General features: G+C 35.0%; 9 protein-coding genes. 3 read left to right on the forward strand and 6 right to left on the reverse strand.

Annotated elements, in window-relative coordinates:
- The first annotated feature begins 14 nt into the window (after window positions 1-14).
- The gene (gene gatB, locus PHF10_02635; protein ID MDD5534625.1) at window positions 15-1535 is read left to right on the forward strand and encodes an Asp-tRNA(Asn)/Glu-tRNA(Gln) amidotransferase subunit GatB; all 1521 of its coding nucleotides are present in this window, start codon (window positions 15-17) and stop codon (window positions 1533-1535) included.
- Here the strand turns inward: gatB and miaA are convergent.
- Complete coding sequence (miaA, locus tag PHF10_02640) at window positions 1527-2510, reverse strand: tRNA (adenosine(37)-N6)-dimethylallyltransferase MiaA (protein MDD5534626.1); 984 nt, start codon at window positions 2508-2510, stop codon at window positions 1527-1529. The genes gatB and miaA overlap by 9 nt on opposite strands.
- 40 nt (window positions 2511-2550) lie before the next feature.
- Between miaA and PHF10_02645 the strand changes: the two genes are divergently transcribed.
- Complete coding sequence (locus PHF10_02645) at window positions 2551-3312, forward strand: PrsW family intramembrane metalloprotease (GenBank protein MDD5534627.1); 762 nt, start codon at window positions 2551-2553, stop codon at window positions 3310-3312.
- On the opposite strand, the gene miaB is transcribed toward PHF10_02645, so the two are convergent.
- From miaB to PHF10_02670, 5 genes are all read right to left on the reverse strand, one after another.
- Window positions 3272-4567, reverse strand: coding sequence for a tRNA (N6-isopentenyl adenosine(37)-C2)-methylthiotransferase MiaB (gene miaB, locus PHF10_02650; GenBank protein MDD5534628.1), 1296 nt, complete (start codon window positions 4565-4567; stop codon window positions 3272-3274). The two genes, PHF10_02645 and miaB, sit on opposite strands and share 41 nt — an antisense overlap.
- A gap of 100 nt (window positions 4568-4667) precedes the next feature.
- Complete coding sequence (gene thrS / locus PHF10_02655) at window positions 4668-6437, reverse strand: threonine--tRNA ligase (GenBank protein ID MDD5534629.1); 1770 nt, start codon at window positions 6435-6437, stop codon at window positions 4668-4670.
- A 107-nt stretch (window positions 6438-6544) separates the two neighbouring features.
- Window positions 6545-7687: a hypothetical protein gene (locus tag PHF10_02660; GenBank protein ID MDD5534630.1), complete on the reverse strand. Its 1143-nt coding sequence runs from the start codon at window positions 7685-7687 to the stop codon at window positions 6545-6547.
- Between the two features lie 209 nt (window positions 7688-7896).
- Complete coding sequence (locus PHF10_02665; GenBank protein ID MDD5534631.1) at window positions 7897-11079, reverse strand: DNA polymerase III subunit alpha; 3183 nt, start codon at window positions 11077-11079, stop codon at window positions 7897-7899.
- 118 nt (window positions 11080-11197) lie between these two features.
- Window positions 11198-11494 carry a hypothetical protein gene (locus PHF10_02670; GenBank protein ID MDD5534632.1) on the reverse strand — a complete coding sequence of 99 codons (297 nt, stop codon included), beginning with the start codon at window positions 11492-11494 and terminating at the stop codon, window positions 11198-11200.
- Between the two features lie 344 nt (window positions 11495-11838).
- Here PHF10_02670 and PHF10_02675 point away from each other — a divergent pair, with 344 nt between their 5' ends.
- Window positions 11839-12693, forward strand: coding sequence for a hypothetical protein (locus tag PHF10_02675; protein ID MDD5534633.1), 855 nt, complete (start codon window positions 11839-11841; stop codon window positions 12691-12693).
- Window positions 12694-12695 lie beyond the last annotated feature (2 nt).

Raw genomic sequence — 12695 nt, forward strand, 5'->3', positions numbered from 1 at the left:
AATTTAATAAAAAAATGAAAAAATTAGAATTAGAAACAATAATCGGTTTGGAAATTCATTTGGAAAGCAAAACTCAGAGCAAGCTTTTTTGTTCTTGTTCCAATAATACCAAATTAACCGAACCGAATGTTCAGATTTGCCCGATTTGTCTGGGTCAACCCGGCGTATTGCCTGTATTTAATAAAGAAGCTTTAAAAAATGTTTTGATTTTAGGATTGGCATTAAAAGGAAAAATAAATTTAATTTCTTGGTTTGACAGAAAAAATTATTTTTATCCAGACTTGCCGAAGGGTTATCAAGTCAGCCAATACAGTTTGCCTTTTATCAAAGGCGGATGCGTTGAAATTGACAGCGCGGATGGCATCAGAAAAATATCTTTGGAAAGAATTCATCTTGAAGAAGATACGGCCAAACTGATACATTCTTCTGATGATCAATGGAGTTTGCTTGATTTTAATCGGGCCGGCGTGCCGTTGATGGAGATAGTGACAGAACCGTGTCTAAAATCTCCATTTGAAGCAAAAATATTTTTACAAGAACTTCGCACCATTGCCAGATATTTGAATATTTCCGAAGCAGATATGGAAAAAGGACAATTTCGCTGCGACGCCAATATTTCATTAAGGCCGCAAGGAGAGAAAAAATATTTTCCAAAAACGGAAATTAAAAATTTAAATTCGTTTAAAGCGGTGGAAGATGCCTTGGAATATGAAATAGAAAGACAAACAAAACTTTGGCAAGAAAAAAAACAACCCAAAATATCGTCTACTCGGGGCTGGAATGAAAAGAAAAAAAATACTTATCCTCAGAGAAGCAAAGAAGATGTCCAAGATTATCGTTATTTTCCCGAGCCGGATCTTCCCTCAATTGATTTTAATGAACTTAAAAAAGAGGATATAGATTTGGAGCTATTGGAAAAAAATATTATTGAATTACCCGGAATTCGCAAGAAACGCCTTATTCAAATGTATAATTTTTCTTCAATTGATGCGAATATTTTAATTGAAAATAAAGGATTGGTTGATTTTATTGAAGAAACACTGGTTAAATTAAGAGAATGGATTGTTTCTACTGATATAATTGATGGCACGGAAGAGGAAATTTGGGAAACATCCAAACATCAAATTTCAAAAGTAACCGCCAATTGGCTGATTAATCGTCTATTACCCTTACTTAAAAAGGCGGGAAAAAATGAAAAAGATATTTCATCGGAAAAATTCGTTGAATTCATTGTTTTGATTTATGAAAAAAAGATTTCAAGCACTCTGGCGCAGACGATACTGGAAAGAATGTTTATTAAAGATGAAAATTTGAGCCAAATTATGGATCATCCCAGTGTTAAACAAATTGACAGCGAAGATAATTTAATTGATATTGTAAAAGAGGTTATTAAAAATAACCAAGATACGGTTATTAGATATAAACAGGGGAAACACCAGGTTGTTCAATATCTGATCGGACAAGTAATGAAAAAGACCAACGGGCAGGCAAATCCCAAGTTGGTCCAGGAATTATTTGAGAAAGAATTAAGCTAAAAATTTTTTAATTAAAATTTGAGCTTGGTTTAATTTTTTAATCCACTTTATACGTTTGTCGCGTTTAAACCATGTAATTTGACGCTTGGCATAATGCCGAGTGTTTTTTTTAATCAAATCTGTGGCTTCAGGAAGAGTTATTTCATTTCGCAGATAAGAAATAATTTCTTTATAACCGATTCCGCTAAAAGCCCGCGAATGAGCAAGACCTGTCTTTGCCAAGGCTCCGGTAGGCAGGTATTTTTTTATCAATTTTTTAACTTCATCTATTAATCCTATATCAATCATTTTATCAACGCGCTGATTGATTTTTTGATATAAAGTCTGACGAGGCAAATTGATGCCGATTAAAAGAGTTTTAAAAAGCGGTTCACCTTTTTGACGCGCCTGAGAGAAAGGTTTTTTGGTTTTTAAACAAACTTCCAGGGCGCGAATAACGCGGCGAATATTTTCTTTTTGAATGAATTTTTTTGCTTCAGGGTCAAGTTTGATTAATTTTTTCCAGAGGTAATCAGGTCCGTATTGATTAGCCATTTTTTCCAGTTTTTTTCTTAATTTTTCATCAGGCGCGATTGCCGGAATATCAAAATTATCCACCAGAGAGCTGATATATAAACCGGTTCCGCCCACTAAAAACGGAGTTTTATTTCTTTTTTGAATATCATCAATGATTTCTATCGCTTTTTGTTTGAATTGCGCTACGGTGAATTCTTGATTCGGCTGTATAATATCAATCATGTGATGCTGAATTCCATTAATAATATATCTGTTCCGGGTTTTGGGCACTGCTTTGGCGGTACCAATATCCATTCCTTTATAAATTGTCCGGCTGTCGGCGCAAATAATTTCTACGCCATGCCAGCCCGAGGCTGGTCGGCCTTGGGCCGAAATTTTTTTTGCCAATTTTAAAGCTATATCAGTTTTGCCTGAAGCGGTAGGACCTAAAATAACAATGAGTTTTTTACGATTTGACATAACAAATACTTCATTTATACTTAAAGAATCAGTTAAATTTATGAATATTTTTATAAAAACATTACTTGGCGAAACTCATCCTCTTAATTTATTGTTTTATTTATTGCTTTGCGCCGGCCCGACATTATTATGGTTCTTCTTTTGTTTAAGATTTGATCGCCGGCAGCCGGAACCAAAACGCGAGATTTTTAAATTTTTCAGTTTGGGGGCGATTATTACCATCCCTTTAATTTTTATTGCCGGGCCAATAACGAATTGGGTGGAACAAAATTTGTTATTAAATTCAATTTTAATAATTTTTATTTTGTCTTTTTTGGTTGATGGCCTGATTGAAGAATTGGCTAAATACGTTTTATTAAATTGGAGTCTTTATCGTTGCCGTTATTTTGATGAGATAAAAGACGGTTTTGTTTACGGTATGAGTCTCAGTTTGGGTTTGGCATTTACGGAAAATATTCTTTATGCTCTTTTTTCTAAAGATTTAGCCAACGGATCTGTGATTTTATTATTCAGGGGTTTCACCACTACTTTTATGCATTATTTGTCAGGAGGAATTATCGGTTATCATTTGGCAATGGCTAAATTTTATAAGGGTAAAAGAATGACTCAGAAAATGTTTAAGTTTAGGGGTTTGATTTTAGCCATTCTGCTCCACGGATTATATAACAGCATTATCAGATTTAATTTTATGTGGGGTTTTATACCTCTGGCGATTATTCTCTGGATTGTATATTTTATTATTGTTTACGAAATGAAAGCGACTACAAACAACCTTCTAGGCCCCACGAAGCCGCTTGAGTAATTTTTACATTGTAAAACTCGTTAATTTTTATTAATGAGTTTTCCTGCCCAGGGCCGGTCAGCCTTGGGCTGATATTTTTTAAAAATATTTTAATATGTTTAAAAGTATCAGTCACACCGTAAAGATTATTTTTTTTATCATAACCGATTATTAACACTTCTATAATTTTTCCGATATATTTTTTATTATTTTCCAAAGCCGTTTTTTTTAAAATTTCATTTAAAATTTCTTCGCGTTGTTTTTTTTCTTCCTTGGTTACGTTATCTTTAAAAGTTTTGGCCGCCAAGGTTTGAGGACGAGGGGAGTATTGGGCAAGATAAGCCATGTCAAATTTTAGAGAGCGCATCAATTTAGCTGTATCGTTAAATTGTTTTTTTGTTTCGCCCGGAAAACCGACAATAATGTCAGTGGAAATGCTGAGATTTTGTATTTTTCCACGAAGCTTTTTAATCAGATTCTTATAATAAGATACGGTATAATGCCGGTTCATTTTTTTAAGTATTTCGTTATTGCCGGCCTGTATCGGCAAGTGCATATATGGCCCGACTTTCTTACATTCAGCGATGGTATTAATGAGTTCGTCAGTCAAATCTTTTGGATGATTGGTGATAAATCTTAACCAAAATTTACCCGGCAAATTATCCACCATTTTTAAAAGTTGGGAAAAATTAACATCGTTTTTTTGATAAGAATTTACGTTTTGTCCCAATAAAATTATTTCTTTATAATTGTCTTTTAATAATTTTTTAATTTCGGAAATAATGATTTTTGGAGATCTGGAGGTTTCTCGGCCTCGGGTGTAGGGGACGACGCAATAAGCGCAGAAGTTGTTGCAGCCGGTCATAATCGGCACATAAGCGGTAATAGGCGAAGAAATAACGGGTAAAATGGATAAATAGTCATCGGTTTGTTTGTTCTGTTGTTTGGTTAAAAATTTTGTTAATTTTGGCAAATCTTTTATATCAAATATCAAATCAAATTTTTCTTTTAATTTATTTTTATCTTTTAAGAGAACGCAGCCGGTTAAAATAATTTTAAGATTAGGATTCTGTTTTTTAATTCGATTAAAATTTTTAATCATTCCGTAAACCCGATCTACAGCTTTTTGGCGAACCGAACACATATTAACAATAATCAAATCCGCCTCGTTAATTTTTGAGGTTTCTTTATATCCGATATTTTCCAAAACTGCGGCGATTCTTTCTGAATCGCTTTTATTCATTTGGCAACCGAAAGTGATAAGATTGTATTTCATATGAGTTGATAATAAATTAACGAGCCCCAAAGGGGCCCCGTTGGGGTCAACGAATCTTTTACTCGTTAACTTGCCAAACTCGTTAATTATTTTGCTTTGATTATTTTTTATCTTTTATTTCTTTCAGCACTTTATCAATAAATTTCTTTTTTGCCATATTTTTAACCACATTGCCGCGCATTCTGACATTGAGTTTTTTGCTTTTTATTTCTTTGTCCCCGATAATCAAGATATAAGGAATTTTTTGTTTTTCCGCCTTGCGGACTTTATAGCCGATAGTTTCATTTGAATCATCAAACAAAACACTGATGCCGGATGATTCCAGCTCTTTGGCTATTTTTTGGCTCGCTTTAAAATGGTTTTTACCGATAGGAGTGATATAAACTTGAACAGGGGAAAGCCAGACGGGTAAAGCGCCGGCGAAATGTTCCAGTAAAATACCCATAAATCTTTCAAAAGAACCCATAATCGTGCGATGAATCATTACCGGAGTTTTTTCTTTTCCGTCTTTATCAATATATTTGCAATTAAATTTCAAAGGCATTTGAAAATCCAATTGAATTGTCGCGCATTGCCAAGTTCTTCCCAAACTGTCTTTCAATTGAAAATCAATTTTTGGTCCGTAAAAAGCGCCGTCTTTTTCTTTAAGTCCGTAATCATCGCCGTAGACATCTTTTAAAATTATTTTAAGAGATTTTTCCGCTTTGTCCCAAACTTTAATATCACCCATAAAATCGTCAGGTCTGGTTGACAGATAGGCTTTATATTCCAAACCAAACGGCTGATATATTTTTTTAACTAATTTGATCACATCTTTTATTTCAGATTCAATTTGATCTTCGGTGATAAACATGTGCGCGTCATCTTGAACGAATTGTTGGACTCTGAATAAGCCGGCTAATTGTCCTGATTTTTCTTTGCGGGTAATCAATCCCGGTTCGGCGTAACGAATAGGCAAGTCGCGATAAGATTTTAAAGAATTGTTATAAATTAAAATCGCGCCCGGACAATCCATTGGCCGCAAAGCGAAAGTTTTATTTTCGTCAGCCTTAATAAAGTACATATCATCTTTATAATGATCCCAATGACCGGATTGTTTCCAAATGGAAACATCAAGCATTGAAGGGCAAATGACGATGTCATACTTAAATTCTTTCTGCGCTTCCAGCCAAAAATTCTTTAATTTGTTGTAAATAATGGCGCCCTTGGGATGGAAAAACGGCATGCCAGGCGCTTCATCATGCATTGAAAATAGATCCAATTCTTTGCCTAATTTTCGATGATCTCTTCTTTCCGCTTCTTCTTGAAGTTTCAGATAATCGCTTAATTCTTGCTGATTTTCAAAAGCCACCCCGTAAACGCGCTGAAGCATTTTATTTTTTTCGTCGCCACGCCAATAAGCACCGGCGATTTTAGTTAATTTAAAAGCGCCTAAACTTTGAGTTGAACTGATATGAGGACCACGGCATAAATCAACAAAATTACCAAGCGTATAAATACTGACTTTATTATTGGAAGGTTCTTTTATTTCAGTTTGTTTGTTAACATCAGTGGTCCCGAATTTTTTAATATCATTTAATAATTCTATCTTATATGGCTGATCAGTTTTTTGAAACAAGGCGATGGCTTCATTAATATCAATTTCCTGACAGACAAACTTTATATTTTTTTTAAGAATTTGTCTGGCCACTTTGTCTATTTTCGGAAGATCTTCCGGAGTGAGAGAACGAGGCAAATCAAAGTCATAATAAAAGCCGTTCTCCACGGTCGGTCCAACGCCGAATTTGGCATTGGGAAATAATTCCAAAATTGCCGCCGCAATTAAATGCGCGGTAGAATGACGGATAATTTCTATTTTATTTTCTGTCATAATGTTAATTTTTTTAGGCGAGGGTTATATCGCGAGAAAAGCGTTTCGCAGGCCGAAGCGGTCCGCCAGCTGGCGGAGTCTTTTTGAGCGATTGTGACCCGAGCCCGTTACTTGATAATTTTTATATTAATTTTATCCAGAGAAGTCGGCGCTTTTTTTAAGAAGGGCGGCCAAAATTTTACTTGGACTTTTTTGATTAAAATGTCGCCGTCTTTCAAAGAAGAAAAATAATTTTTAATTTCAGTGGAATTTAATCCTCTAAGATGATTTTTTTCCAAGATTTGATTTTCCGAATTAATAACCATGGATCCGCGCATTTGGATTTGGATATCAGCGGTTTGTTTATTTGTGTCGTAATTAAGCAAACGATAAGACAAACTGGCCGGTTCATAAGATAAAAATTCTTTTCCTTGAGGAATTTTTTTCTTTAAAGCATTTAAAGCAATATCTAAAACTTTTTTTTCATCAAAAGCCGCTGCGCCTATTTTAATTTTTTCAGAAACAGTAAATTCGGTTTTTTCTTCATTGGGTTTGGCATCGCAAGATTCTTGCAAAACAGTTGACTTGGTGACAATTTTAAAATCAGATTGAGGAACTTGATTCTCTATTTCGATCATTCCTTTCTTGGAAAGTTTATCGCTCAAATCTTGTTTTAAGTCATCAATATCAGAGGCCATTATTATGCCGGCTTTTTTCAGACCGCCGGTCATCGCTTTTTCGCTTACAACTGATATTTTTTTTATCAGATCAGCGCTTTTTAAATTAGGGACAGTAAACGTGGATGGCCCGATTTCATAAGCCGCGCCCATTTTATCCGCCCGTACCATGGCTTTCATTTTGCCTTTGGCGGGAATTGAAGTTTGTTTTTCCAATCTAAAAACCAGGCCGTCAGGAGACAAGAAGCGGGTTGTGGCAATAAAATTTACTGACGAAGCAGTATTATTGGTAATAATCACTTCTCCTTCGGCAAAATCTTCGGCCGAGACCGTAGATTTAGGTTGGCCTTTTTCTTCTGATTCCTGGGTATTTTCCAGAATGGTCGCCTGAATAGAATCTGAATTAGAAGAAACAGCAGATTGAGCTTTTAAAGTCATATCAAGATCAATTTCCTCGGGTTCTGGCGTAAGGGTGATTGTGACTCCATACGAAGCGACAAATAATCCCCAAATTAAACCAATAATCATTAAGGCTACCAAAATGAAAAATATGTAGCTGATTTTTTGATGAGGAGAAATGAAAATTGTTGGCATACTAAAATTATTTAAAAATTAAGTTTGAGCTCTGCGAAAACGCAAAATTTTTAACTATAATTTTGTGTACCCGCCCAGATTTTTGGATATTTAATTATTATTTTTTAAGATAACTTGATTTTTTTAATAATCCAAAAACTTGGGCGGGTGAATGTTTTGTTGTTCCGACTTAACGTCCGGAGACAAAACTATTCATATTATACCATTTTTTACGATTTAAGCAACAACTCGTCCAATTTATGTTTGTTTATTTCTTTTACTTCTTCAGCGATTAATTTAGGCACTCCGTCTTTATCTGAAACGCGGCCGGTAACGGAAACTATTTTATTTTCTTGCCATAGGTTGGGATTTTCTTTGTATAGGTTGGGGAAAACAATAACTTCTATATCGCCGGTATGATCTTCCATCTTTACGAAAAGCATCATTTCTTTCTTCGCCGTAATGATTTTTTTAATTTTACCAACCAAACCGATAATTTTAACGCTTGAATTATTACTTATTTTCCCAATCGGAATTGAATATTTTTTTAAAATTTCGCTGTATTCCTGTAAGGGATGCTCGGAAATGAATAATCCCAACAATTCTCTTTCCCAAAGAAGTTTTTGCTGATGTTCGGTGGGCGGCACAGTTTGAAGTTTTAAACCCATTGTTTGTCCGACTGATGTTGCCCCGAATAAATTTGATTGGCCGTTTTCTTTGTCTTTTTGATTTTGCTTGGCGAATTCCAATATATTTTCCACATTGCCAAGAAGTTGTCCGCGTTCGCCGAAATAATCCATGGCTCCGCTTTTTATCAAACTTTCTATGGATTTTTTATTCAGATCTTTTGTTTGGACGCGATTTAGAAAGTCTTCCAAGTTTTGATAGGCGCCGTTTTCTTGAAGTTGTTCAATAATTGTTCTCACTATTCCGGTGCCGATATTTTTAACCGCCAAAAGTCCGAATCTGATTTTATTTTTATCAGTAACCGTAAAATTTTCAAAACTTTCATTGACATCAGGCGGCAGAATTTCAATTTTCATTTTTTTGGCATCTTCCACCAGAATGGAAATTCTATCAGTGTCGTTTTGATCAGAGGTAAGCAAGGCAGCCATAAATTCAGTGGGGTAATTGGCTTTTAAATAAGCGGTTTGATAAGCAATAACGGCATAACAAGTAGCGTGAGCCAAATTAAAACCATATCCGGCAAAAGGTTCTATAAAAGCGAAAATATTTTCCGCTGTTTCTTTGGGAATTTTATTTTTTACGCATCCGCTGACAAATTTTTCTTTTTGTTCTTTAAGCAAGGCGGGAATTTTTTTACCAACCGCTTTTCTTAAAACATCAGCTTCTGATAAAGTAAAACCGGCTAAGTCGCGGGCGATTTGCAATAATTGTTCCTGATATACGGCTACGCCATAAGTTTTTGCCAAAATAGGTTCCAGTTTCGGATGCAAATAAGAAATGGTTTTCAGACCGTGTTTTCCGGCAATATAATCTGGGATAAGCTCCATTGGTCCGGGGCGGTACAGGGCCACCATGGCAATAATATCTCTTAAATCAGTCGGTTTTAATTGTTTTAAATAACGTCGCATTCCGTCACTTTCTAATTGAAAGACGCCGGTACATTCTCCTTTTTTTAATAAAGAAAATGTTTTTTTGTCATCAACGGGAATTTTATTAATATCAATTTCTTTTTGTTGTGTTTTTTTGATAATTTTAAGCGCAGTTTCAACGACAGTTAAATTTTTTAGACCCAAAAAATCAATTTTTAACAATCCAAGATTTTCAATGGCATGCATTTCATATTGAGAAATAACCGTTTTTTCATCACCGGAAATATCATATTGAACTGGAAGATAATGATCTAATGGTTTTTGTGTGACTACAACGCCGCAGGCATGTTTTGAAGCATGGCGGCAGACGCCTTCCAATTTTATGGCAATGTCAATAATTTTTTTGGCGTCAGCATTGCTGCTGTAAAAAGATTTTAAATCACTGGCTTTATCCAAGGCATCTTTAAGATTGGTTCCAAAAGGAATCATTTTTGCCAATTGATCGCAGAAAGAATAGGGAATATCCAAAACTCGGCCCACATCTCTGATTCCGGCTCGGGCAGCTATGGTTCCAAAAGTAATAATTTGGGCAACATGATCGTGTCCGTATTTTTGTTCAACATAATTAATAACTTCATCGCGTCGCGTATCAGCGAAATCCAAATCAATATCAGGCATGACAATACGATCAGGATTAAGGAAACGCTCAAAAATAAGTTCATATTTTATGGGATCAATATCAGTGATGTTTAAAATATAAGAAATAATTGAACCGGGCGCGCTGCCTCGTCCGGGACCGACGATTATTTTATTTTCTTTGGCCCAATTGACGAAATCTTGAACGATTAAAAAGTAAGAAGCAAAGCCGGTTTTTTCAATAACAGAAAGTTCGTAATTGAATCTTTCCAAAATACTTTTATCAGGATTCGGATAATGGTGATCCATTCTTTCTTGACATAATTTTTCCAAATATTGATTGGCGGTTTGTCCTTCAGGAATAGGGAAATGGGGGAGCTGGACTTTTCCGAGTTCAATTTCCACATTGCACGCTTGGACGATTTTTTCGGTATTTTCTACGGCTCCGGGATAATCTTTAAAATCTTCAATCATTTTTTCCGGCGAACGAAAAGAAAAATCATCGAAAAGCATAGACATCCGATTTTGGTCGGTTTTTTTCTTCTTGGTTTGAATACAAAGCAAAATATCTTGAATTTCCGCGTCTTCTGATTTCACATAATGCACGTCATTTGTCGCTACCAATGGGACGTCGTATTTTTGCGATAATTTCAAAAGAGTTTTATTGACTTTTTCCTGTTCCGGACTATTGGGATGACATTGAACCTCTAAATAAAAATCTCCCGGCGCGAAAATTTCTTTGTATTTTAAAATAATTTGCTCAGCTTTTTCCAGCTGATTGTTAAGAATTGATTGAGGAATTTCTCCTTGAAGACAAGCAGTCAGGGCAATAAGTCCGGACGAATGTTTAATCAGTGTTTCATGGTCAATTCTCGGTTTATAATAAAAGCCCTCCAAGTGGGCAATGGTTGTTAGCTTGATTAAATTTTTATATCCTTCCTGATTTTTTGCCAAGAGAACCAAATGATATGGTTTTTCGTCTATTCTTGATTTTTTATCCAATCGGCTGTGCGGGGCAACATAAGCTTCTACACCGATAATCGGTTTAAGTCCGGCTTTTTTCGCTTTTTGATAAAATTCAATCACGCCGTACATTACGCCGTGATCGGTTAGTGCCAAAGCGGTCATCTCATATTTTTTCGCTTCGGCGATCAGATCATCAATTTTCGGCAAACCGTCCAAAAGCGAATAATGGCTATGAATGTGCAAATGAGAAAACATATTTTTTATAGTTTATATAGTTTTTAGTTGATAGTTATGGTTATTCAGTTATTAGTTAAAAACCAACTCCGACGTTTCGGTCGGAGCTCCGACCCATTGGCGTCGGAGAAACCAAAAACTATTTTTTATTTTCGTTATTTTCGTTATTTTCTTTTTCTTCTTTTTTTGCTTTAACAAAAGAGAATATTTCTTTTAAGCCTTGAGTAACCAAGCCCATAAAAGCGAGGGAGGTTACTTTCTCTTTTATTTTATCCATGGTATCTTCGGCTTTTTTGGAAACATTTAAAAATCGGCCGGCGGCTTTAGCGATTCTTATAGCAATAACCACGGCGATAATGCCCAAGAGAATATAAAAAAAAGCTATAAAAATAACAGCGACGCTGGTGGTGATATAGAAAAGATTTTGACTGGCCATATGATTTTTTTTGATTATTATTTTATTAAAATAAACATTATTTGACCTGTCTTAATTTTAGTCCTTAAATAGAAATTTTGCAATACCCATTGCCATATTTTAGCATATTTGTTAAAATAATTATAAAGAGTTTTGTCTCCGGACGTTAAGTCGGAGCTACAAAACCTTTACCCCCTCCTTTATCCCAACAATAAACTTTTGATAATCATTAGGGTAAAAGGCGAAGCCGCTTCGCTTACATAAGATTATAAATCAATAGACCTTCGATGGAGTAAAGGAGGGGGTACTCAAAATTTTAGTAAAAATTTATTCAACTTCGTCTCTAAATTTTAAAAAATTTTGGTATGGGAGAAAATATTATTTTCAAACAACTTAGGGCCGCTCAATGGTTGCTGGCGCACAAAAAAGATATCCGCAAAGCCAAGGTGATTTTTCTAATTATTTTGAACGCGGTTTTTTGGGGGATTGCCATTTGGCAGGGTATAATATATTTTACTTTAACCAAGAGCCATCAAGAAATGTTAGTGGAATTGACCAAAGAAAGAATTGATTGGACCAGTATGCATGAGCATTTCAAACCGCAAGACATCGTGATCAGTAATGAAACCGCTATTTTGACTTTGGCCAATGGACAGGAGTCGCAATATGATTTTGTGGTTCAAGCGCAAAATTTAAATGAAAAATGGATGATGTCTTCCATTGAATATTATTTTACTTTTAATGGCGGCCAAACGCTTGTGAAAAAAAGTTTTATTCTTCCTGATGAAAAAAAATATCTTTTTATTTTGGGTCAAAAAAATGCCTCTTCAGAAGATGTTAATTTTCAAATTTCAAAAATCAATTGGCAAAGAATTCGCCATCCTCGTGAAGCCAATTTGGAGATTTTATCAAAACTGATTATTCATGATCCTCAATTAAATTTAGTTATGACTTCTCAGGGTGTTGAATTCCCTCAAATTTCATTTACCGCCGAAAATCAATCAGTTTATGATTTTTGGGAAATTAATTTTACAATTGCACTTTATCAAAATTCAAGAATTGTCGGCATCAATACTATTCCGCTCCAATATTTTAAAAATGAAGAAAAGAAAATTATAGAATTACCTTGGGGGAAAATTGCGCCGCAAGCAACCAGTGTCGATATCAGGCCGGAAGTCAATGTTTTGGATTTAAGTGTTTTTATGCCGCCTAGTTTTTAAAT

The organism is Patescibacteria group bacterium, assembly GCA_028716665.1.
Classification (GTDB): Bacteria; Patescibacteriota; Patescibacteriia; order UBA2591; family JAQUPP01; genus JAQUPP01.

Bases quoted from the DNA above. Each gene is read 5' to 3' on its own strand.
- gatB (MDD5534625.1), top strand. From the start codon at position 15: ATGAAAAAATTAGAATTAGAAACAATAATCGGTTTGGAAATTCATTTG.
- miaA (MDD5534626.1), bottom strand. From the start codon at position 2,510: ATGTCAAATCGTAAAAAACTCATTGTTATTTTAGGTCCTACCGCTTCA.
- PHF10_02645 (MDD5534627.1), top strand. From the start codon at position 2,551: ATGAATATTTTTATAAAAACATTACTTGGCGAAACTCATCCTCTTAAT.
- miaB (MDD5534628.1), bottom strand. From the start codon at position 4,567: ATGAAATACAATCTTATCACTTTCGGTTGCCAAATGAATAAAAGCGAT.
- thrS (MDD5534629.1), bottom strand. From the start codon at position 6,437: ATGACAGAAAATAAAATAGAAATTATCCGTCATTCTACCGCGCATTTA.
- PHF10_02660 (MDD5534630.1), bottom strand. From the start codon at position 7,687: ATGCCAACAATTTTCATTTCTCCTCATCAAAAAATCAGCTACATATTT.
- PHF10_02665 (MDD5534631.1), bottom strand. From the start codon at position 11,079: ATGTTTTCTCATTTGCACATTCATAGCCATTATTCGCTTTTGGACGGT.
- PHF10_02670 (MDD5534632.1), bottom strand. From the start codon at position 11,494: ATGGCCAGTCAAAATCTTTTCTATATCACCACCAGCGTCGCTGTTATT.
- PHF10_02675 (MDD5534633.1), top strand. From the start codon at position 11,839: ATGGGAGAAAATATTATTTTCAAACAACTTAGGGCCGCTCAATGGTTG.